This window comes from Xenorhabdus anantnagensis (assembly GCF_028598555.1).
Classification (GTDB): domain Bacteria; phylum Pseudomonadota; class Gammaproteobacteria; order Enterobacterales; family Enterobacteriaceae; genus Xenorhabdus; species Xenorhabdus anantnagensis.
The window spans coordinates 1-21,830 of the sequence record NZ_JAQRFN010000005.1 but is presented as its reverse complement, the minus strand read 5'-3'; the positions used below and the strand labels follow the sequence as shown (position 1 = coordinate 21,830).

The following is a 21,830-nucleotide window of genomic DNA, read 5'->3' as shown; positions in this document are numbered from 1 at the left end:
GCACTTTAGCCCAAAAGGCTTTGCAAGGATGCTCAAAAAACGTGCCCACTTATCTATTATTATTCGATTACATACTGATTTAATTATTTTTTTAATTAACAATCACTCAAAAACGCCAAAATGCTTTTGAGCACAAAATAAGTATTGGGTAAATTTCCAGTCGTCCCATTAACATGGCGGCACACATCATCCACTTTGCTATAGGCTTAAGATCACCAAAACCTTGTGCGGTATCACCGTATCCTATCCCCATGTTATTAATACAAGCCGCAACGGTAGCAAATGAAGTCACCAAATTATATCCCAGCAGGTTCAGTGCCCAAATAAAGAAACAACTGAAAAAGACATAGAGGAAGAAGAATCCCCAGACAGAACGCAACACTCTTTCCTGCACCACAGATTTGCCAATTTTAATCGTTGAGATGGCATTTGGATGGATGAGCTGGTTAATTTCACTGGCGCTCTGCTTTGCCAATATCATGAAACGGAGAGCTTTAATGCCTCCACAAGTCGATCCCACGCACCCCCCAAAAAAGCTCACTGCCAACAACAGCAACATTGTATGGTGAGGCCATTGCTCATAATCAGCCACCGCCAGACCATTATCCGTCATCATGGAACTGGTCATGAAAAAACTATGAACAAACGCATCTTTTACGCCATACATGCCCGAACGGTATAATTCTAACCAAATAATCCCAATTACCACCGCCAGCACCAGCAAAAAAAATCGCAGTTCAGCATTTTTGAGTAATGGTTTTAAGCTCCAACGCGTTAGCGAAACAAAATAGAGTGTAAAGTTGATTGCCGATAATATCGAAAAAATTCCTCCCACCATTTCAATAGCAGAGCTATCGTAATAACCAAGACTTTCATTGCGGGTAGAGAATCCCCCTAAAGCAACTGTTGAGATCCCATGACAAATAGCATCAAACCACGACATTCCCGCGATCCAGAAACTGATTGAACATAGCGCTCCCAATAACAAATAGATTATCCACAGGCTTTTGGCACTGTCCGCAAGACGTGGAGTCAATCGTTCTTCTTTGAAGGGACCGGGCATTTCAGATTGATAAAGTTTAGCTCCACCAATTCCCAGTAAAGGCAGGATAGCAACTGCAAGGACGACTACACCCAATCCACCGATAAAATTGAGCTGAGCACGATAATAGAGCACGGATTTAGGCAAGTCTGAGACATTATTCAGTGCTGTGGCACCTGTGGTAGTGATACCTGAAATCCCTTCAAACATCGCATCTACCAAATTGATGTTTAAATTTTTATCGAGTATAAAAGGCAAGGCACTAAGTAACGAGAACAACAGCCAGAATAATACAATGATAAGAAACCCATCCTGCGTACTGGGCTGAGCTTTAGATTTACGGGTAAAGTACCAACCAATGCCTCCTGTAACTAATCCGATGATAAATGTATCAAAAAAAGCAAAAACATTTTTTTCTTTATAAAACAAAGCCACAAAAATAGGCAACAACATTGAGAGACTGTAAAGAAGCACCAGAAAACTACAAAGATGCCCAACAATCAGGAATTGGTTTTTTTTTACCATCTGTTAGCTCAAACAGAGATTAAAGGAAATATTATCGAAATATATAACTATAATAACATAAAATAAAAATATATTCGTCTAATGAACAATATTATTATTTTAAGGCATTCTCAAACTGGTGGGAATCATCTTACAGCGTTATACTGGCGGGCACTTTTTGTTAACAAATGATGAATTCCCATTGCAACATAACACCGTTATTTTACGCCAGTTAGGTATTCAGCCCTACAAACCGGTTTCTGATGCCATGCACCAGTTTACCGAACAGCGTACTGCGGAAACACCTGATGAAATCTGGCTTGTCCAACATGAAAAAGTGTTTACGCAAGGCCAGGCCGGTAAAGCCGAGCATGTACTTGTGCCCGGTGATATCCCTGTCGTCCAGTCAGATAGGGGAGGACAAGTCACCTATCATGGTCCCGGACAACAGGTCATGTATGTTTTGATTGACTTGAAACGGTCAAAAATTGGGGTTCGTCAATTAGTAACTGCAATCGAAAATACCGTGATTGAAACTCTGGCACATTTTGGCGTGGAAGCGTATGCCCGTCCAGATGCCCCCGGAGTTTATGTCGCAGGTAACAAAATATGTTCCCTCGGGCTACGTATCCGAAAAGGATGCTCTTTCCATGGTTTGGCACTGAATATTGCAATGGACTTACAGCCATTTTTGCGCATAAACCCTTGTGGTTATGCAGGAATGCAAATGATCCAACTCAGTGGCCTCGTCACCGGAGTGACCATTGAAGATGTACAACCCGTTCTGGTGGAAAAATTCTGTCAGATCTTGGGATTCCAACTACTCAATGAAAGATGATATAATTTTTTAACATTTTTCAAAAAAATTTGAATTGATTTATTTGCCTCGATATTTTTCTTATAACCATCAGGCAGTAAGTCAAAATCTGAAGAATATAACTGGAACCAGCACGATTATGAGTAAACCAATTCAGATGGAACGTGGTGTTAAATACCGCGATGCAGACAAGATGGCTTTGATCCCTGTGAAGACAGTCGCCACAGAACGTGAAGCACTCTTGCGTAAACCTGAGTGGATGAAAATCAAACTTCCTGCGGATTCCAGCCGCATTCAGGGTATCAAGGCTGCAATGCGCAAAAATGGATTGCATTCCGTCTGTGAAGAAGCCTCCTGCCCTAACCTTGCTGAGTGTTTTAACCACGGAACCGCCACTTTTATGATCCTTGGCGCCATTTGTACCCGTCGCTGCCCATTCTGTGACGTAGCCCATGGCCGCCCGAATGCACCTGATGTGAATGAGCCTACCAAGCTCGCGCAGACTATTCAGGATATGGGGCTGCGTTATGTCGTTATTACATCGGTTGACCGTGACGACTTGCGTGATGGCGGTGCCCAACATTTTGCTGACTGTATCGCCGCGATTCGTGAAAAAAATCCATCAATTAAGATCGAAACTTTGGTACCGGATTTCCGCGGTCGCATGGATCATGCACTGGAAATTCTAACCGCAACTCCCCCCGATGTGTTCAACCACAATTTGGAAAACGTGCCACGGATTTATCGTCAAATTCGTCCGGGAGCAAACTACAATTGGTCATTGAAACTATTGGAAAGATTCAAAGAAGCGCATCCAGATATCCCGACTAAATCGGGCTTAATGGTAGGGTTGGGCGAAACTAACGAAGAAATTTTAGAGGTCATGCGAGATTTGCGTAGCCATGGTGTTACCATGCTGACCTTGGGGCAATATTTACAACCAAGCCGCCATCATCTGCCAGTGCAGCGTTATGTCAGCCCCGCTGAATTCGAAGAAATGAAAGAAGCCGCATTAGAAATGGGCTTTACTCATGCAGCCTGTGGCCCGTTTGTTCGCTCTTCTTACCATGCTGACTTGCAAGCTAAGGGCATGGAAGTCAAATAATCCGTTGCCACCATCATGATGAATATTGTGTTTGCTGTATTTATCGGTGGTGGCTTGGGTAGCGTGTTACGCTGGCTCATCAGCCTCCGCCTGAGCACCCTCTCTTCCCCAATTGCCGTTGGTACGCTGACGGCTAATTGTATTGGTGCATTTATCATTGGATTGGGTTTGGCCTATTTTAACAAAGCCACGCATTTCGATCCGGTTTGGAAACTGATGCTAACTACAGGTTTTTGTGGTGGGCTAACAACCTTCTCCACCTTTTCTGCTGAAGTAGTTTATCTATTGCAGGTAGGAAAAATGAGTTGGGCACTGTTGAGTATTTTGATGAATGTAATCGGTTCATTGTTGATGACAACATTTGCTTTTGCGGTGATGAACAAACTTTGATAATACAGAGCAAAACAAATCTACTGTGGTCAGAATATTTATCTAAAAACTGAAATTTCTAAAAACCAATAAGATAAAAAAAAACCCGTTATCAAAACGGGTTTTCAGAATATGGGATTCTAAATTAGATTGCGACAACGTTCGCAGCAGATGGGCCTTTCTCGCCCTCAGCAATATCAAACTCTACTTGTTGGCCTTCGACCAGAGTTTTGAATCCATTAGACTGAATGGCAGAAAAGTGCACAAAAACATCTTTACTACCATCCTGTGGAGTGATAAAACCGAATCCTTTAGATTCATTAAACCACTTAACGTTACCTTTAACTTTTGACATCAAAACTTACCTTCAATAAAAAAGACACAAACTTAGCGTCACGCACAGTACACCAAATAATATAGTCCACTGTCTGCAACATAGATCACGAAATATATAACAGAATGTAAAAAAAACGTACTTTTCGTTTAGTTACATGGATTGATTTTATACGCTAATGGTGATTTCACAAATAAATTAGCGTTTTATTTCAACTCTGTTTACTTTTCGATTTTCTGTTCTTTTCATGCTCTAGTAGCCATCCTTTGATATCTAGCCCACCGGTATAGCCAACCAATTTACCATCGTGCCCGATCACTCGATGACAAGGCACAATCAATGAAATAGGATTGCGTGAATTCGCCATACCGACTGCACGACAATAATTTACTGATCCCAACGTTAGTGCCAATTGTTTATAGCTCCACATTTCGCCATAAGGGATGTTACAAAGCTGCTGCCAGACGCGCTTTTGGAATTCAGTTCCCTGCATACTTAAAGGAACTGTAAAAGTTATCCGCTTTCCTTTGAAATACTCCTGTAATTCTTTTGCACACTGCTTAGTAATAACACTTTTAGATTCTAATTTTTCCTTTTCGTTGACGAAATAGATGCTGGTTACTCCTTCATCGTCCGCACTGATATGTACATAAGGCTTGGGAAATCCTTCTGGAGTATTCAGGTAATGATGATACATAAACTACCTCCATTTAATTTATTATTGAAAATTTCTGTACTAGCCTAAATCTCTCGTTCATCAATTTGCAATGATGAATTCGGTTACACATCTGACAATTTGATAAAGAAACCATCGCGCCCTCTGACAATTAAAATTATGGCTCTGCCAATAAGTTATGACACTTTATTTTTAATGTCACCTATTTAAAAAAGATAAAAACACTATATATAGATAAAATCTATATTATTATCGCCATATATAGCATTTATTTCAAAAATGAATTATCTCAATATAATATACGAGTGTTAGTTTTTATTACTGTTAATAATATATAACACCAAGAAATTTTACTAGAAGTGTTATCATTTATAGCAAACACTTGTGGTATATACCCAGTAGATTTCAAGTTACAGAACAATAATCAGGGGGGAAATCTCCCGAAAGAGATACACTACACCGGAACTCATTAATCTAATGGAGCAAAAAAGCCAGTTATATCCAATCATTAAAAGCGTTCACTACAAACCGTGATGAAAATCATACCTCAATTATGGCTCAGGCTTTTCTACAAGGCACATACAACGTAGAAATGCCCTCATGCTCTGGTTCCTGAACAGTAAGCATTTTTTATCTTTCAAACTGTGGAATTACGAATCAGATCTAAAAGATTTCAAGTTGGAGAGCAGTGGCAAAAATGGAAAACCCTACCAACAAAATAGAAACTTGGAAGATAAAAGACAAAAGACGAAGGGTGTATACTCACTTACTCCATCATTTGATGGTGTAATTATGGATAACTTCTGCAATTTTTGCTGATTGTTGCAATTTTCAGCCTATTTGGCATACAGTGAAATACTGCAAAAAAATAACTCAGGACTTACAATGCTCCTGCTATTTTATCAATCCTCAGATACTCAGATCACTATCCATTAACATACTGTTTAATATAAAAATCCACTGACAACTTAGCAATAAAAAATCAAGTCTCAGAAATAAATATTAATCTCTGATATTCAATTTCGCTCTTCTATTAAATGAATCAGAACAAAAAATAAATATAAAAAACACATTCCATTGTTATATCAATATTTATATTCCACAAAAACACCATTTAAAATATTACACATATAATTATACCCAGAAACCCTATAAACATATTGCAATGATAATTTAAACTGTTAACCTATCAAAAACCTTATTTTGTTTATTAAAAAATTAACTTATTAATGAACTAAATCTTATCTAAAAAGTAGGTGATAAAGCCTGAAAAATCTATAAAAACCAATGCAATATCACTCCTGAAAATAAATTATCATAATTCATAGTGATAGTTTTTTGTTTTCTGAAAAATTGGAAAATAATCCAAACAAATGAATCCATTACACCACCAAATGCAATTGAATAAATATCATTTTTATTAATAATTTTAAATAAGGTGTTGTCAGTGCATTTCAATATGTTAGGGTATATGTTGGTAAATATAGTGCTGGAGCGTTCAAAAACAATATATCATCATAAACAACAGGAAATATTTATTCCATGACCATCAAACTTGAAGTTAAGAATCTCTATAAAATATTTGGCGATAATCCTGAGCCTGCATTCAGGCTATTAGCATCCGGTCTCAGCAAAGAACAAATATTCGAAAAAACGGGTCTCACTGTCGGTGTTCAAAATACCAATCTGGTCATTGAAGAAGGCGAAATATTTGTGATCATGGGGTTATCTGGTTCAGGTAAATCCACACTAGTACGTCTTCTCAATCGCCTGATAGAACCTACCAAAGGTCAGGTACTTATCGATAATGAGGATATTTCCACCATCACAGAAACCCAGTTACGGGAAGTTCGTCGCAGTAAAATCAGCATGGTATTCCAGTCATTTGCGCTGATGCCACATTTGAATATTCTTGAGAATACGGCGTTTGGCATGGAGCTTGCCGGTATCCCAAAAGAAGAGCGCCATCAAAAAGCATTTGAAACGCTGAAACAAGTTAATCTGGAAAGCTATGCCCTATCATACCCCGATGAACTTTCCGGTGGTATGCAGCAACGTATTGGGCTAGCCAGAGCTTTGGCCAACAATCCTGATATTCTGTTAATGGATGAGGCCTTTTCAGCTCTCGATCCTCTAATACGTACTGAAATGCAAGATGAACTACTGCGCCTGCAAGGAGAGCATCAACGTACCGTTGTTTTTATTTCCCATGATTTGGATGAGGCAATGCGTATCGGTGATCGCATTGCCATCATGCAAGGCGGCATTGTCGTCCAGGTCGGTACACCTGATGAGATTTTGAATAATCCCGCTAACGATTATGTCAAAACTTTCTTCCGTGGTGTGAATATCAGCCATGTCTTCTCAGCAAAAGATATTGCCCGCCGTCGGCCAGAAGCACTGCTTCATACCGCAGCAGGTTTTGGCCCCCGCTCTGCATTGAAAGTACTGGATAATGAGGACAGAAATTATGGCTATTTGATCGAAAGAGGCCAAAAGTTTATTGGCGTGGTGTCTGTCAATTCCCTGCAACAAGCATTGACAGAAAAAAAGTCCATTGAACATGCCATATTGGAAGAACCAGCCGCCGTTTCGGCAGATATTCCTCTGAATGAATTGATATCCACCGTCGCACAATCTCCCTGCGCAGTTCCTGTCATCGATGACGATGGTCGTTATTTAGGCATCATTTCCAAAGGAATATTGCTACAGGCTTTAGATAAGGAGACCCCCAATGAACAATAACTCTCCACAAGCAGTCACAGCTCCTGCTATCGGCAGTGATCCTTGGATAGACAGCGCCACCGCTTCTCCCTCATCAAACTATGATTGGCTGAATACATCTGCAACTGATATTCCTCCAGAACACTTTAATATCATGTCACCTTTTCAGCACAAGCTAATTCCGTTTGATTCATGGGTGACCAATATTGTTGATTGGGTTGTCGTACATTTCCGGCCAGTTTTTCAGGTAATTCGTGTCCCCGTAGATTTTATCCTCAACGGCTTTGAACAATTCCTGATGACATTGCCCCCTCCCATCACTATTCTGTTTTTCGCATTGCTGGCCTGGCAACTTGCTGGTGCTGGAATAGGTGCGGTTTCCTTAATTTCATTGATCATGATCGGTGCCATTGGTGCATGGACAGAAGCTATGATCACAATGGCTCTCGTGCTTACCGCCCTATTGTTCTGCATTATAATCGGACTTCCTCTCGGGATCTGGTTGGCTCGCAATGAACGACTAGCCAAAATTGTTCGTCCCTTGCTGGATGCTATGCAAACGACTCCCGCTTTTGTTTATCTCATTCCTATTGTCATGCTGTTTGGTATAGGTAATGTACCCGGCGTCATGGTCACAATCATTTTTGCTTTGCCTCCCATTATTCGTCTGACAATTTTGGGAATAAAACAAGTTCCATCAGATTTAATTGAGGCCGCCAGATCATTTGGAGCAAGTCCACGACAGATGTTATTCAAGGTTCAACTTCCGCTGGCGATGCCTACGATTATGGCTGGTGTGAATCAGACATTAATGCTGGCGCTTTCCATGGTCGTCATTGCTTCCATGATTGCGGTTGGCGGCTTGGGGCAGATGGTATTGCGCGGTATTGGTCGTCTTGATATAGGGTTAGCATCTGTTGGCGGTACAGGAATTGTTATTCTCGCCATTATTCTTGATCGCCTGACCCAATCTATGGGAAAAAATAATCGAACCAAAGGAGGCTACTGGTATCATTCTGGGCCAATAGGGTTACTTCGCCTACTTTTTCTCTCAATTCTCCCAATAAGAAAAAAAATTGCCCATCAAAACCAAAATGGTGCCAGTCAAAACAATCCTCTAAAAACGATATCCATCCTGACAAAAAAAGGAGGAAACAATCATGCGCATAACCGCCTTACGCAAAAAACTCATAAATAAGGGGATAATTTTTGGAGCATTTCTAATAGCATTCATGGGCCTTTCTTTATCATCTGTGGCATCTGCGACTGAACTTCCGGGCAAAGGAATCAGTGTACAACCTTTGCAAAGTACCATCAGCGAAGAAACATTTCAGACTTTGATTGTCTGCAAGGCATTAAAAGAACTCGGCTATGATGTCAAACCGATCAAGGAGGTTGATTATAATGTCGCTTATGCTTCCATTGCTGCCGGTGACGGCACATTTATGGCCGTCAATTGGGTGCCGCTCCATGATGCCTCATACAAAGCGGCAGGGGGGGATAACATATTCTACCGTAAGGGAAATTATGTCGTTAATGCGGTTCAGGGATATCTGATTGATAAAAAAACGGCAGAAAAATACCACATCACCAATATCACTCAATTAAAAGATCCTAAACTGGCCAAACTGTTTGATAGCAATGGAGATGGAAAAGCTGATTTAACAGGCTGTAACCCTGGGTGGGGATGCGAAAAAGTGATCAACAGTCAATTGAAGGCTTATGGATTGAAAAATACCGTGAAGCATAATCAGGGCAATTATGCTGCCATGATGGCAGATACTATTGCCCGTTATCGGGAAGGTAAACCTATCCTCTATTATGCTTGGACACCTTACTGGGTTAGCGATGTGCTGAAACCCGGGAAAGATGTCGTCTGGCTTCAAGTGCCCTTTTCCGCCCTTGGTGACGGAGAAACAATTGATACCCAGTTGCCCAATGGCCGTAACTATGGTTTCCCTCCCAGTACCATGCATATCGTGGCAAACAAAGCATGGGCAGATAAAAATCCCGCTGCGGCAAAACTTTTTGCTGTTATGACTCTACCCATTGCTGATATCAATGCTCAAAATCAACATATGCATAGCAATAAAGTTTCTGAAGCTGATATTGAACGCCAAGCTGAAGGCTGGATCAAGTCACACCATAAAACAGTAGATCATTGGCTAAAAGCAGCAAAAAAAGCCGCTAATTAAAGTGTAAATTGACCTTCTCCCTCTACTCTGTGCTGAATAGCCGTGAAAATATTAATAAAATTCATGGCAATTCAGTGCATGTTCTTCATACCACCACTAAATCCTTTGTTCCCAATGGAATTATTTAAATAATTTATATATTTCATATTTTCACTTTCATAATATTTTGTTAAGGTTGTTTTATCTATTAACAAAAAAACAAAATACTCCATGCCAATGCCTGATAAATCTGCACCTGATATGCCAATATCTGATGTATCAGAATCCGAGACGGCTCAACCACACAAGGTTTCTTCATTTAAAGAAGGTGTTTTTGATAGTCTCCCTATCGCCATTGGCTATATTCCTATCTCTTTTGCATTTGGCTTAAGCGCCATTAAACTGGGATTTACTCCCATAGAAGCCATCTTTTTTTCATGTGTCATTTATGCTGGAGCCAGCCAGTTTGTTATCACCGCCTTACTGAGCGCAGGTATGTCATTGTGGGTTTCGGCTCTGACCGTAATGGCAATGGATATCCGCCATATTTTGTATGGCCCTGCCTTACGCCATCGCATCAAGCAAACACTATCGGAAAAGAAAACCGTGATTTGGGCCTTTGGCCTGACAGATGAAGTTTTTGCAGCAGCCACAACCAAACTAATTGAAAACCAACGGAGTTGGAGTGAAAACTGGATGGTCGCTATTGCAATATGCTCCTGGCTCTCTTGGGTATTGGGTACTGTAGCAGGCGCCATATTAGGCAATGGTTATCTGAGTTCTTATCCCGCTGTTGAAGCCGCCATGACATTTATGCTTCCGGCTCTATTTTTGAGTTTTTTATTAGCATCATTCAAAAAACAAAACAGCTACTGTGTTACCGCTGCCTTATTAGGCGCTTTAACGGGCATTACATTTTTTTCAATACCCGTTGCCATTCTTGCGGGAATTATCAGTGGATGTGTAGCAGCACTTCTGCAAACTAAAAATGCACAGTTGAATACAAGTACAACACATGGAAAGTAAATTATATGTTTGATAATAAAATTTTTTTCATCGGAATTGTTGTAGGCGTAGCCAACTTTTTATTCCGCTATCTTCCTCTGCGCCTAGGAGGTAACCGCTCATCGACAGGAACAACGGGGAAAATGGGAGTCATACTCGATAGCATTGGTATTGCATCAATTTGCTCACTCCTCATCGTCTCAAGCATTCCTAACATAATGGAAGAGCACAACAAATTTTTTCCGACTTTAATTGGATGCCTAACCATTTGCCTTTTCTTCTATAAAACACGAAGCATCATCATCTCTACACTATCTGGTGCCGTGGTTTTTGGTGTAATATTCAAGGTATTTATGAATTAGGTATCAATATTAAAAGAAATATGATGATAACAAATAACTATAATTGCTAAATTTAACTTTTAATATAGTATTTGTATGGTTTTTAACAGAAGTTACTTTACCGGTTGAAACTAATAAGGTATCTAAACAATGGAAAGTTCATTCACTCCCACAGAAGAGTTACTTAATTGCCGTGTAGCACAGCAAAAGAGTTTACCCTATCAAGAGATTTTACTCACTCGCTTATCTATGCATGTCCAGAGTAAACTTCTGGAAAATCGCAATAACATGCTGAAAGCACAAGGAATCAATGAAACCTTGTTTATGGCTCTGATGATTCTGGATACCAAAGACAGTCGTAGCATTCAGCCATCAGAACTTAGTGCTGCATTAGGCTCTTCCCGTACAAATGCAACCCGAATTGCAGATGAATTAGAAAAGCAAGGTTGGATAGAGAGAAAGGAGAGCCATAACGATCGTCGTTGTCTCCATCTTCATCTTACAGATAAAGGTTCAAATTTCTTGAATAGTTTGCTCCCACCTCAGCATGAATGCCTAATCAAACTTTGGTCTATTCTTGATTTAAATGAGAAAGAGCAATTAGAGAAATTAATGAGAAAAATTTTAGGGCAATTAGATAACATTGGTGATTGTTTAAGTAAGTGATTTCCCTTCTTCTAAACAGTTTTGAACCAAGAAAGCATGTTATAGCAACATGACCTAAAAAACTTTTCTACAAGCCTGTATCATCTGATACTCCATATGGCTGCTATTATCTTCAGATAATATTTCAATCCATACCGTTCACCCTTCCAGTAGTGTAAACACGCACTACTGGAAGCGTGTTGTATCCAGCAAAACTATACAAGCAATAATCAGTTATGAACAAATACGGGGACTCTCTATGAGTGTTAGTGAGAAAACACCACTTCCGTCGAGCGCCGAGCCGCTTCCTTTGAGCAAAAAAAATGATGCTGAAAAACAAGATCCTAAAAAACATAGCTCTAAAAAACATAGCTCTGAAAAACGAAAACGCCGTAGCATCATTACGTTATTGACGTTACTCTTCCTTTTACTTGGTGCAAGTTATACCGTTTACTGGTTTATCACTTTACGTTATCAACAAGAGACCGAAAATGCTTATGTCTCCGGCAATAAAGTACAAGTGATGTCGCAAATTGCTGGCAGCGTCGTGACTGTTAATGTTGACGATACTGATTTTGTGAAAAGTGGTCAGCCCATCGTCCAGCTCGATCCCCGTGATGCCGAACTGGCCTTGAAACGAGCCGAAAATGAATTAGCCAATACTGTCCGGGCTACTCATCAGCATATGGTCGATAGTAAAAGATACCAAGCTATCATTGAGCTGAAAAAAATTGCTCTCAGAAAAGCCCAGAATGACCTTAACCGAAGGGAAGTACTGGGAACTCGAAATTTAATCGGTAAAGAAGAGTTGCAACATATGCGTGAAAACGTTGCTGCTGCTCAAGCCGATCTGGATATTGCAATAGCCCAATATAAAAGCAATCAAGCTATTATTCTGGATACTCCTCTGGAAAAACAGCCAGCCGTCGAAAAAGCAGCTTCAGGCGTTCGTGATGCATGGCTCACCTTACAGAGAACCAACATTGTCAGCCCTGTCGATGGTTATGTTGCTCGCCGTGGCGTTCAGATAGGCTCCCGTATCAATTCAGGAACCCCATTAATGGCGATCGTACCTGCCAACAATATGTGGATTGACGCTAATTTCAAAGAAACTCAACTTGCAAATATGCGTATTGGTCAGCCCGCTAAAATCATCAGCGATTTCTATGGTGATGATATTATCTATACTGGCAAGGTTGTTGGTATTGATATGGGAACCGGTAGCGCCTTTTCCATATTACCAGCACAAAATGCCAGCGGAAACTGGATTAAGGTTGTACAACGCCTGCCAGTCCGTATTGCGCTTGATCCTGAACAATTAAAACAACACCCCCTGCGGATCGGGTTATCCACAAAAGTCATTGTAGACACGATGAACACCAATGGAACAGTATTGGCAACAACTGAACGCACTCTCCCTGCCTACCACACCAATGCCTTGACGATCAATATGGCTCCTGTAAACAAAATAGTTACTGACATTATTAACAGTAACTCAGGAAATCAACCTTAAGGGGGAAGCATGGTAACAAGAGAACCGTTTACAGGTGCGAAACTCGCTCTTTTGACTATTACTCTTTCAATGGCGACTTTCATGCTTGTTCTCGACTCTACCATTGCCAACGTCGCCATACCGACGATTGCTGGTAATCTAGGTGCATCAAGCTCACAAGGAACATGGGTGATAACTTCCTTCGGTGTCGCAAACGCCATTTCCATTCCAATTACCGGTTGGCTAGCGAAGCGCTTTGGTGAAGTAAGATTGTTCATCTGGTCTACCGCGATTTTTACTCTTTCATCTTGGCTGTGCGGTCTTTCCAACAGCCTCAGCATGTTGATTTTCTTCCGTGTTGTTCAAGGATTGGCGGCTGGCCCCGTACTTCCTCTTTGCCAAAGTCTGCTACTCAATAACTATCCAATCGCTAAACGAAACATGGCATTGGCGCTGTGGTCAGTAATGATCGTGGTTGCTCCCATTTGTGGGCCTATCCTTGGCGGCTATATTAGTGACAATTATCATTGGGGATGGATTTTTTTCATCAATATTCCCCTTGGTATCGCAATTATCTTTGTCATCATGCAATTATTGCGCGGCCGAGAAACAAAAACAGAAATACGCCCTATCGATATTACTGGGCTATTTTTGCTGGTGATTGGTATAGGCAGCCTGCAAATTATGCTTGATCAAGGCAAAGAACTTGATTGGTTTCACTCCACGGAGATTATTGTCCTTACTATTATTGCGATTGTCGCACTCATTTTCTTGATTATATGGGAACTAACTGATGATCATCCGATAATCGATCTATCTCTGTTTAAACAACGCAATTTTTCCATTGGGACACTGAGTATCAGCCTTGGTTTCATGATGTACTTTGGTTCGATTGTTTTACTGCCACAACTGCTGCAAGAAGTTTTCGGCTATACCGCAACTTGGGCTGGCTTTGCAGCCGCACCTGTAGGATTGCTACCACTATTGCTGTCCCCCGTCATTGGTAAATTTGGTCACAAGATAGATATGCGCTATATCGTGACATTCAGTTTCGTCACTTATGCTATTTGTTTCTATTGGCGAGCATATACCTTTGAACCCGGCATGGATTTTGCCGCCGTCGCATGGCCTCAATTTGTTCAGGGGCTTGCCATGGCATGTTTCTTTATGCCATTGACAACCATTACATTATCAGGGCTAGCACCAGAGCGAATGGCCTCGGCTTCCAGCCTGTCAAATTTTACCCGTATACTGTCGGGTTCAATCGGAACATCCCTCACAACTACAATATGGACACAGCGTGAATCCATACACCATGCCAATTTTGTAGCAAACATCAACCCATATAACCCCGATTATCAGCAAATTCATCAGCAGCTTTCTCAACTGGGTATGAATGATGAACAAATCTCAGCTTATCTGGCAAAAGAGATCACACACCAAGGATTAATTATCTCAGCCAATGAAATATTTTGGCTTTCAGCAGGTGCATTTCTTGTCTTGATCTTATTGATCTGGATGGCAAAACCGCCTTTTTCTGCCGGGGGCAAAGATCAGGGAGGAGCGCATTAAATTTATTTCATTAAATATACTGTTTTAACGGGAGTACTTACTCCCGTTATGGACTGCTGACTAAATAATCAGGGCCAATTAATAATGGCGATTAAACTATCTCTTTCTGTTTTCCAGTCACTCATCTTTAACTAAATAGCAACTTGAGAACTGATCTATATAAAGATTACACTTTATTCTGGCGCCACCATTCCGCCAGCATAATACCTGTTGCAACAGAAACGTTCAGGCTCTCCACTCGACCAGTTCCACCGATGGAAAGGCGGATGTCGCCATCTTCCCAAGTACTGTCACTTAATCCGTCACTTTCCTGACCCAATACCAAGACCATTTTTTCCGGTAATGTTGCTTGTGCCAGTGTTGTGCTGCCTTTATGACTTGATGTAGTCACAATGGTGTAACCTTCATTACGGAACTTACTCAGCGTAGCCGTAAATCCATCTGCATCAATACCTTTGATGTGTTCAGCACCTCCCTCTGCTGTACGGACAGCCGCGCCTGATTCCAGCATCGACGTATCCTGCAAAATCACACCCTGCACGCCAAAATGCGCACAACTACGCATAATTGCCCCAAGATTATGTGGATTGCCTACGTTTTCCAATGCCAACACACAATCTTTCGCCGGGGCCTGCTGCAAATAAGTTTCCGCATCCAAGCCATTGCGTTTCTTAATCAGGAAACATACGCCACCATGATGCTCTGTACCTGATGCCTTAGATAGTTCTTCATCGTCAACCACATGGTAAGCTTTGCGATTTGCCGCCATCCATTTCAGTGCATTGCGAAAACGCGGGGTGACTGATTGAACAAACCAAGCCCGAACAATCGCATCAGGGCGGTTCTGGTACATTGCCTGACAAGCGTTTTCCCCATAGATACGGGTTTCTTCCAAACGCTGGCGGCGAAGCTGTTCAGGATCAATATGACTTTTGCCACTGATACCACTATGCTCTAGCTTTAAAGATTCTCCCTCAGGGCGAGAGATCGTTTTCCATGGAGAACTATCGCCTGAACGTGCCGGACGATCATTGTCACGACGACGGTCATCTTGCTCACGCCCTTTACCAAACGGACGTTTATCATTTTTACGGTTGTCACTGTTTTTACGACGATCACCGCCTTTACGGCTATCGTTATTGTCCTCATTGCGGACATACATTACTTTGACTTTGCCACTTTTACCACTATAGGAATCGTTCATTTATTTCTCCAACTACGTTATGGCGCGAAGATTACCCGATGTACGCGCCCGAAGCTACCTCTGGCAACGACAATCCATTAAAATATCCGCTAATTTTTTATTGGCTTTATCCACAGACATGTTTGAGTTCTTAAATGAGAAATAACAACGCCGTTTATCAGCTTCGCCAACATCGCCTTGCCCGTTCTACCCGCCCTTTTCAGGCAAGGGGTTGCCGGGTGCAGCGTTGCCCGCATTGTTTATTACCCCAAAAAAAATGCCTGTGTGAAATGATTTCACCAGCAAATGCAGCAAGCCGCTTCTGTCTCATCATGTTTGATACTGAGCCAATGAAACCCAGTAATACCGGAAAGTTGATTGCAGATATTCTGCCCGATACACACGCTTTTCTCTGGTCCAGAACCGAGCCAGATCAACAACTGCTTGAAGTGTTGCGCGATCCAACCCGACAACCCTACCTGATCTTCCCGGACAGTTATGCCACGCCTTCTCGAACGGTGTATCAGAAGATCCCTGATAACCCAAAATCACCTCTGTTCATTATATTGGATGGTACTTGGCCCGAAGCAAGAAAAATGTTTCGCAAAAGTCCATATTTGGATGATATTCCTCTGTTATCTATTAATGGCATTGCCAAAATGGACTATTTACTTCGGGTTCCTTCCAGAACAGAGCAGCATTGTACCGCCGAAGTTGCAGCTGCGGCACTAGAATTGGCAGGGGATGTTGAAGCGTCACAATCATTATTGTGCCATTTCAATCATTTTCGTGAACAATATCTGGCAGGAAAATCTAATCATCTGTAGGAGCAAATCACAGTAATGCTTGACAATCCGCGCTAAAGTGACTGATTGTGGTCAAAGTTATTCATGATAATTGTTTAATCAATAGTGATTGTTTATTGATGTGATAACTGATGAGGAATCCCAAAAATGAGCCAGCGCGGACTTGAAGCATTATTACGCCCTAAATCTATCGCCGTTATTGGTGCTTCTGAAAAGCCAGAAAAAGCTAGCTCAATGTTAATGCGGAATTTGTTGATGGGTGGGTTTACGGGACCGATTCTTCCCGTCACACCAAATAAATCTGCCGTTTTAGGGGTGTTAGCTTATCCTTCAATCGATAAATTACCATTGACTCCGGATTTGGCGGTGATCTGCACTCATCACAGCCGCAATTTGTCTTTGCTGGAGCAACTGGCTCAACACGGATGCAAAACCGTGATTATTTTATCCTCTCCACCAGTACAATTTACTGAATTGAAACAATGCGGCCAAAAACATCATATCCGAATTCTGGGACCAAATAGCCTTGGCATTCTGGCGCCTTGGTGTGGGCTGAATGCCAGTTTTTCACCCATCCCTATTCTTAAGGGAAAACTGGCTTTTATTTCGCAATCAGCAGCAATATCAAACACAATTCTGGACTGGGCAAATCATCGTAATATTGGTTTTTCGTATTTTATTGCCTTGGGAGACAGTGTTGATATTGATATTGATGACCTGCTCGACTTTCTGGCAAGAGACAGCAAGACCAGTGCCATTTTGTTACACCTCGAACACATCAGCGATGCCCGACGTTTTCTTTCAGCCTCCCGAAGCGCTTCGCGCAATAAACCTATTCTGGTCGTGAAAAGCAGCCGCACCCGAAAAGCCCAGCAGTTATTGGGAGAACAACAAAATTTTGATGCTGCTTATGACGCTGCTATTCAACGTGCCGGATTACTACGTGTACAGGATACGCATGAAATGTTTTCCGCTGTGGAAACATTGAGTTTTATGCGTCCATTGCGCGGGGAACGTTTATTAATCGTCAGTAATGGTACAGCACCAGCGGCCATGGCGCTGGATGAATTACTCAGAAGAACAGGCAAGCTCGCTATGTTAGGAGAGGAAACGCTCAATGGATTATCTGCTATCTTGCCCAATATGTTTATTTTACGTAATCCATTAGATATTGGTGATGATTCCTCAACCGAGCAGTATATTACTGCACTCAAACTACTTTTGGATAACCACGATTATGATGCCTTGCTGCTAATCCATTCTCCTTGTGCCATATCCCACAGCCAAACGACAGCAGTTCGGGTTATACAGACCATTAAAGAACATCCTCGTGGAAAATGGATCACCATTTTTACTAATTGGTGCGGAGAATATTCTTCATTAGAAGCTCGACGCTTGTTCAGTGAAGCCGGTATTCCGACTTATCGGACGCCTGAAGGAGCCATTACCGCATTTATGCATATGGTGGAATATCAACGAAACCAAAAACAGCTAAAAGAAACACCATCTTTACCAATTGGCATTACATCAAATACGGCACGAGCCCATGAATGTATACAACATGCCCTTGATAACGGGCATGTCTGGCTGGATACCCATGAAGTACAACCTATCATTGATGCTTACGGTTTAAATACTTTGCCAACTTGGATCGCTCACACCAGTGACGATGCAGTCAATATTGCAGAAAAAATTGGCTACCCTGTGGCATTAAAACTTCGCTCACCAGATATTCCACATAAATCAGAAGTTCAGGGAGTAATGCTTTATTTACGTAATGCCGATGAAGTGAAAACAGCAGCACAAGCGATTATTGAACGTGTCAAACAAAACTTCCCGCAAGCCAGAATTCATGGATTGCTAGTACAAAGCATGGCTAACCGGGCTGGTGCACAAGAGTTAAGAATTTCTATTGAACAAGACGAGATATTTGGTCCCTTAATCATGCTGGGAGAAGGGGGAATTGATTGGATACATGAAACACAAGCAGCAGTCGCCCTTCCCCCCCTTAATATGGCATTAGCCCGTTATCTGGTTATTCAGGCAATTAAGAGTGGCAAAATAAAATCTGGTGGCTCAATTTTACCTCTGGATATTCTTGCCCTCAGTCAGTTATTGGTCAGAGTATCCAATCTTCTGATCGACTGCCCTCAAATTATTCGCATGAATATCCATCCACTGCTTGCATCAGGCAATGAGTTCACTCTATTGGATGTAGCAATGGAATTGACGCCAGTAACAGGCGATCCTCGCAAAAGACTTGCTATCCGGCCTTATCCCAATGAACTGGAAGAAACTATCTATATAAAAGACGATCTTAAGTGTTTTCTAAGACCAATCCTGCCGGAAGATGAACCTTTGTTGAAAGAATTTATCGGTCAAGTGACAAAAGAAGATCTTTATTACCGCTATTTCAGTGAAATCAGCGAGTTTACTCATGATGATCTCGCAAACATGACCCAAATTGACTACGACCGAGAAATGGCATTTGTGGCGATCCGCCATCCAACAACAACACCTGAAATTATTGGTGTCGCTCGTGCCATGGCCGATCCCGATAATATCGAAGCAGAATTTGCGATATTAGTTCGATCAGATCTCAAGGGAATTTCGTTAGGCTATCAGCTTATGACTAAGTTGATCCACTACACAAGGGAACATGGTATTCAGGCACTAACAGCCATCACTATGCCTGAAAACCGTAACATGATTCAACTGGCGAAAAAACTTGGATTTACTATTGATATACAGTTAGAAGATGGCATTGTTAATCTTATGTTGAAACTTTAGCAACTCTAATTTCAGCATATATCTCATGATTCGTGATAAATTGCACAGAGTTAGACCAATCATCTCAGGAACGTTAATTCATACTCACAATGAACGAAACTAATGGTATTATCGTCAATTCATTTTTATTCATACACCTTATGATGGTATTGACTCCATCTAAACTAAGAGAAAAAACGCACTGTGATGTTGTCCATATTTAAGCAAGCAAAACACCAACAACACCTTGCACAACTGCCTAAGCTACCACAGTCAGTTGCTGACATTGAGACTCTTTATCAAACTAAAGTGTTTCGCAGTGCCTTACTAGAGCACATTGCAAATGCCCAAAAACGTATTTATATCGCTGCATTATATTTAGAAAATGATGATGCCGGATGGGATATTCTGACTGCGCTATATGTTGCAAAAAAAAATCGCCCAGAATTGGATATCAAAATTCTGGTTGATTGGCATCGTGCTCAACGTGGTCGGATTGGTGTAGCAGCTGCGGCAACAAATGCAGATTGGTACTGTTCCATGACTGAAAGATATCCTGGTGTTAATATTCCTATTCTGGGTGTTCCGGTGAATACACGTGAAGCACTGGGAGTTTTACATCTAAAAGGGTTCATCTTTGATGATACGGTTATTTATAGCGGAGCCAGCATTAATGATGTCTATCTGCACCGTTATGAAAAATATCGTTATGATCGTTATCATATATTGCATAACGCAAAACTTGCCTCGGTCATGAAGCAATTTATTGATGACTGTATTATTAGTGCTGAAGCCGTAAAGAATTTGGCCAACTACAATCGTCCTCGTAGTCTTGAAATTAAAAGTTTGATCCGTCAATTTCGTGCTTCATTGAGAAATTCCGAGTATCACGTTGAAAATCAAGCATCAAATGAAGAATTGGCGGTAACTCCTCTTGTTGGGTTGGGGAAAAAGAATCTACTGAACAAAACCATTTATCATCTCATGTCTTGTACCGAAGATAAGTTGGTTATCTGTACACCTTATTTCAATTTACCGGCAGTGCTGGTGCGAGCAATATCTCGGCTACTCCGTCAAGGAAAACAGGTTGAGATTATCATTGGAGACAAAACCGCCAATGATTTTTATATTCCACCAGAAGAACCATTTAAGATCATTGGTGCATTGCCTTATTTGTATGAAATTAATTTGCGTCGTTTTGCTAGTCGACTGCAAAAATTTATCAATAACCAGCAATTAACTATCCGGTTATGGAAAGACCAAGATAATACTTATCACTTAAAAGGGATCTGGATTGATAATAAATGGCAATTAATTACTGGTAATAATCTTAATCCTCGTGCGTGGGGGTTGGATCTAGAAAATGCCATTCTTATTCACGATCCCCATCAAGAGATGAAAGAACAACGCACAATGGAGCTAGATTGCATTCGTACTCATACCAAAATTATTTATGATTATCAGGAACTGGAAAGTATCCAGCTCTATCCTGTTAAGGTACGGAAACTAATACGACGTTTACGCCGTATTAGAGTAGACCGACTAATCAATAGGATACTATAAAAATAGTTAACTAGTTGATAATTAATATTTTTAAAATCCCCTCTCGTTATTGCCTGAGGGGATTTTTTGTATATTACTTATCAAACAGCTATGATTTTAAGAAAATAAATCATGGCATAGATTACGATGAAAAAAAACATCATCATCCTAATAAAAAATATATTAATAATTTTCCCTATCCTATTGACTACTTCTTGCTCTAATTTGCGTCAATCAAATGATAACTGGACAGGAAAAGATAAAGCACAACATTTTTTATTTTCTGCAATTGTAGCTGCCGCAGGAAATGCTTATGGCGATCGTCAAAATTGGGGACATCGTGAAAGTGCACAACTTGGTGTATTACTATCAGTCAGTATTGGTGCAGCAAAAGAACTTTATGATAGCCGACCATCAGGAACAGGCTGGAGTTGGCATGATATTGCTTATGATATAGCAGGAGCAGTAGCTGGTTATAGTTTATACCAATCCATGAAATAATTTTTAAATCCCCAAATGCAAAAAAGCCATCCGCGAGCGGATGGCTTTTCTGGCTGATTAGTTGTCTGGCAGTGTCCTACTCTCACATGGGGAGACCCCACACTACCATCGGCGCTACGGTGTTTCACTGCTGAGTTCGGCATGGGGTCAGGTGGGACCACCGCGCTGTTGCCGCCAGACAAATCCTGTGTTCAATCCCGAACAAGCTGTTGACCATTTGAAACCCGGT

19 protein-coding genes and 1 rRNA gene are annotated in these 21,830 nt (G+C 41.2%); 15 read left to right on the top strand and 5 right to left on the bottom strand.

What is annotated here, in order from left to right; translation table 11 throughout:
- Positions 1 to 106: 106 nt before the first annotated feature.
- Positions 107 to 1,567, bottom strand: coding sequence for a TrkH family potassium uptake protein (locus tag PSI14_RS05500; protein ID WP_273574871.1), 1,461 nt, complete (start codon positions 1,565 to 1,567; stop codon positions 107 to 109).
- Positions 1,568 to 1,748: 181 nt separating this feature from the next.
- Here PSI14_RS05500 and lipB point away from each other — a divergent pair, with 181 nt between their 5' ends.
- The 3 genes from lipB (at position 1,749) to crcB (ending at position 3,858) form a co-directional block, all read left to right on the top strand.
- A complete protein-coding gene (gene lipB / locus PSI14_RS05495; RefSeq protein WP_273575048.1) occupies positions 1,749 to 2,384 on the top strand; it encodes a lipoyl(octanoyl) transferase LipB in 636 nt (211 codons plus the stop codon).
- A gap of 118 nt (positions 2,385 to 2,502) precedes the next feature.
- Positions 2,503 to 3,468, top strand: coding sequence for a lipoyl synthase (lipA, locus tag PSI14_RS05490; protein WP_273574870.1), 966 nt, complete (start codon positions 2,503 to 2,505; stop codon positions 3,466 to 3,468).
- Between the two features lie 15 nt (positions 3,469 to 3,483).
- Positions 3,484 to 3,858: a fluoride efflux transporter CrcB gene (crcB, locus tag PSI14_RS05485; protein ID WP_273574868.1), complete on the top strand. Its 375-nt coding sequence runs from the start codon at positions 3,484 to 3,486 to the stop codon at positions 3,856 to 3,858.
- A gap of 124 nt (positions 3,859 to 3,982) precedes the next feature.
- Here crcB and cspE read toward each other — a convergent pair whose 3' ends face one another.
- Positions 3,983 to 4,192: a transcription antiterminator/RNA stability regulator CspE gene (cspE, locus tag PSI14_RS05480; RefSeq protein WP_273574867.1), complete on the bottom strand. Its 210-nt coding sequence runs from the start codon at positions 4,190 to 4,192 to the stop codon at positions 3,983 to 3,985.
- Between the two features lie 190 nt (positions 4,193 to 4,382).
- The gene (locus PSI14_RS05475) at positions 4,383 to 4,868 is read right to left on the bottom strand and encodes a methylated-DNA--[protein]-cysteine S-methyltransferase (RefSeq protein ID WP_273574866.1); all 486 of its coding nucleotides are present in this window, start codon (positions 4,866 to 4,868) and stop codon (positions 4,383 to 4,385) included.
- Positions 4,869 to 6,389: 1,521 nt separating this feature from the next.
- Here PSI14_RS05475 and proV point away from each other — a divergent pair.
- From proV to emrB, 8 genes are all read left to right on the top strand, one after another.
- Positions 6,390 to 7,592 (top strand): glycine betaine/L-proline ABC transporter ATP-binding protein ProV, encoded by a 1,203-nt coding sequence (gene proV / locus PSI14_RS05470; protein ID WP_273574865.1) that lies wholly within the window; start codon positions 6,390 to 6,392, stop codon positions 7,590 to 7,592.
- Positions 7,582 to 8,769 carry a glycine betaine/L-proline ABC transporter permease ProW gene (proW, locus tag PSI14_RS05465; protein WP_273574864.1) on the top strand — a complete coding sequence of 396 codons (1,188 nt, stop codon included), beginning with the start codon at positions 7,582 to 7,584 and terminating at the stop codon, positions 8,767 to 8,769. Before proV ends, proW begins: the two co-directional genes overlap by 11 nt.
- Positions 8,770 to 8,803: 34 nt before the next feature.
- A complete protein-coding gene (proX, locus tag PSI14_RS05460; protein WP_370688822.1) occupies positions 8,804 to 9,766 on the top strand; it encodes a glycine betaine/L-proline ABC transporter substrate-binding protein ProX in 963 nt (320 codons plus the stop codon).
- A 240-nt stretch (positions 9,767 to 10,006) separates the two neighbouring features.
- Positions 10,007 to 10,771 carry an AzlC family ABC transporter permease gene (locus PSI14_RS05455; RefSeq protein WP_273575046.1) on the top strand — a complete coding sequence of 255 codons (765 nt, stop codon included), beginning with the start codon at positions 10,007 to 10,009 and terminating at the stop codon, positions 10,769 to 10,771.
- A gap of 5 nt (positions 10,772 to 10,776) precedes the next feature.
- Complete coding sequence (gene ygaH / locus PSI14_RS05450) at positions 10,777 to 11,112, top strand: L-valine transporter subunit YgaH (protein ID WP_273574861.1); 336 nt, start codon at positions 10,777 to 10,779, stop codon at positions 11,110 to 11,112.
- 129 nt (positions 11,113 to 11,241) lie between these two features.
- Positions 11,242 to 11,757: a transcriptional repressor MprA gene (mprA, locus tag PSI14_RS05445; protein ID WP_092518158.1), complete on the top strand. Its 516-nt coding sequence runs from the start codon at positions 11,242 to 11,244 to the stop codon at positions 11,755 to 11,757.
- A gap of 238 nt (positions 11,758 to 11,995) precedes the next feature.
- Positions 11,996 to 13,249 carry a multidrug efflux MFS transporter periplasmic adaptor subunit EmrA gene (gene emrA / locus PSI14_RS05440; RefSeq protein WP_273574860.1) on the top strand — a complete coding sequence of 418 codons (1,254 nt, stop codon included), beginning with the start codon at positions 11,996 to 11,998 and terminating at the stop codon, positions 13,247 to 13,249.
- Between the two features lie 9 nt (positions 13,250 to 13,258).
- Positions 13,259 to 14,800: a multidrug efflux MFS transporter permease subunit EmrB gene (gene emrB / locus PSI14_RS05435; protein ID WP_273574859.1), complete on the top strand. Its 1,542-nt coding sequence runs from the start codon at positions 13,259 to 13,261 to the stop codon at positions 14,798 to 14,800.
- 166 nt (positions 14,801 to 14,966) lie between these two features.
- On the opposite strand, the gene PSI14_RS05430 is transcribed toward emrB, so the two are convergent.
- Positions 14,967 to 16,004: a tRNA/rRNA methyltransferase gene (locus tag PSI14_RS05430; RefSeq protein WP_273574858.1), complete on the bottom strand. Its 1,038-nt coding sequence runs from the start codon at positions 16,002 to 16,004 to the stop codon at positions 14,967 to 14,969.
- 134 nt (positions 16,005 to 16,138) lie between these two features.
- On the opposite strand from PSI14_RS05430, the gene PSI14_RS05425 reads away from it, so the two are divergent.
- The 4 genes from PSI14_RS05425 (at position 16,139) to PSI14_RS05410 (ending at position 21,601) form a co-directional block, all read left to right on the top strand.
- A complete protein-coding gene (locus tag PSI14_RS05425) occupies positions 16,139 to 16,810 on the top strand; it encodes a tRNA-uridine aminocarboxypropyltransferase (protein WP_273574857.1) in 672 nt (223 codons plus the stop codon).
- 126 nt (positions 16,811 to 16,936) lie between these two features.
- Positions 16,937 to 19,579: a bifunctional acetate--CoA ligase family protein/GNAT family N-acetyltransferase gene (locus PSI14_RS05420; RefSeq protein WP_273574855.1), complete on the top strand. Its 2,643-nt coding sequence runs from the start codon at positions 16,937 to 16,939 to the stop codon at positions 19,577 to 19,579.
- Positions 19,580 to 19,762: 183 nt separating this feature from the next.
- On the top strand, positions 19,763 to 21,121 hold the full coding sequence (gene pssA, locus PSI14_RS05415; RefSeq protein WP_273574853.1) for a CDP-diacylglycerol--serine O-phosphatidyltransferase: 1,359 nt from the start codon (positions 19,763 to 19,765) through the stop codon (positions 21,119 to 21,121).
- 126 nt (positions 21,122 to 21,247) lie between these two features.
- Positions 21,248 to 21,601 (top strand): YfiM family lipoprotein, encoded by a 354-nt coding sequence (locus PSI14_RS05410; protein ID WP_273574851.1) that lies wholly within the window; start codon positions 21,248 to 21,250, stop codon positions 21,599 to 21,601.
- Between the two features lie 63 nt (positions 21,602 to 21,664).
- On the opposite strand, the gene rrf is transcribed toward PSI14_RS05410, so the two are convergent.
- Positions 21,665 to 21,780 (bottom strand): 5S ribosomal RNA (rrf, locus tag PSI14_RS05405).
- Positions 21,781 to 21,830 lie beyond the last annotated feature (50 nt).

Bases quoted from the DNA above. Each gene is read 5' to 3' on its own strand.
- PSI14_RS05500 (WP_273574871.1), bottom strand. From the start codon at position 1,567: ATGGTAAAAAAAAACCAATTCCTGATTGTTGGGCATCTTTGTAGTTTT.
- lipA (WP_273574870.1), top strand. From the start codon at position 2,503: ATGAGTAAACCAATTCAGATGGAACGTGGTGTTAAATACCGCGATGCA.
- crcB (WP_273574868.1), top strand. From the start codon at position 3,484: ATGATGAATATTGTGTTTGCTGTATTTATCGGTGGTGGCTTGGGTAGC.
- cspE (WP_273574867.1), bottom strand. From the start codon at position 4,192: ATGTCAAAAGTTAAAGGTAACGTTAAGTGGTTTAATGAATCTAAAGGA.
- PSI14_RS05475 (WP_273574866.1), bottom strand. From the start codon at position 4,868: ATGTATCATCATTACCTGAATACTCCAGAAGGATTTCCCAAGCCTTAT.
- proV (WP_273574865.1), top strand. From the start codon at position 6,390: ATGACCATCAAACTTGAAGTTAAGAATCTCTATAAAATATTTGGCGAT.
- proW (WP_273574864.1), top strand. From the start codon at position 7,582: ATGAACAATAACTCTCCACAAGCAGTCACAGCTCCTGCTATCGGCAGT.
- proX (WP_370688822.1), top strand. From the start codon at position 8,804: ATGGGCCTTTCTTTATCATCTGTGGCATCTGCGACTGAACTTCCGGGC.
- PSI14_RS05455 (WP_273575046.1), top strand. From the start codon at position 10,007: ATGCCAATATCTGATGTATCAGAATCCGAGACGGCTCAACCACACAAG.
- ygaH (WP_273574861.1), top strand. From the start codon at position 10,777: ATGTTTGATAATAAAATTTTTTTCATCGGAATTGTTGTAGGCGTAGCC.
- mprA (WP_092518158.1), top strand. From the start codon at position 11,242: ATGGAAAGTTCATTCACTCCCACAGAAGAGTTACTTAATTGCCGTGTA.
- emrA (WP_273574860.1), top strand. From the start codon at position 11,996: ATGAGTGTTAGTGAGAAAACACCACTTCCGTCGAGCGCCGAGCCGCTT.
- emrB (WP_273574859.1), top strand. From the start codon at position 13,259: ATGGTAACAAGAGAACCGTTTACAGGTGCGAAACTCGCTCTTTTGACT.
- PSI14_RS05430 (WP_273574858.1), bottom strand. From the start codon at position 16,004: ATGAACGATTCCTATAGTGGTAAAAGTGGCAAAGTCAAAGTAATGTAT.
- PSI14_RS05425 (WP_273574857.1), top strand. From the start codon at position 16,139: ATGAGAAATAACAACGCCGTTTATCAGCTTCGCCAACATCGCCTTGCC.
- PSI14_RS05420 (WP_273574855.1), top strand. From the start codon at position 16,937: ATGAGCCAGCGCGGACTTGAAGCATTATTACGCCCTAAATCTATCGCC.
- PSI14_RS05410 (WP_273574851.1), top strand. From the start codon at position 21,248: ATGAAAAAAAACATCATCATCCTAATAAAAAATATATTAATAATTTTC.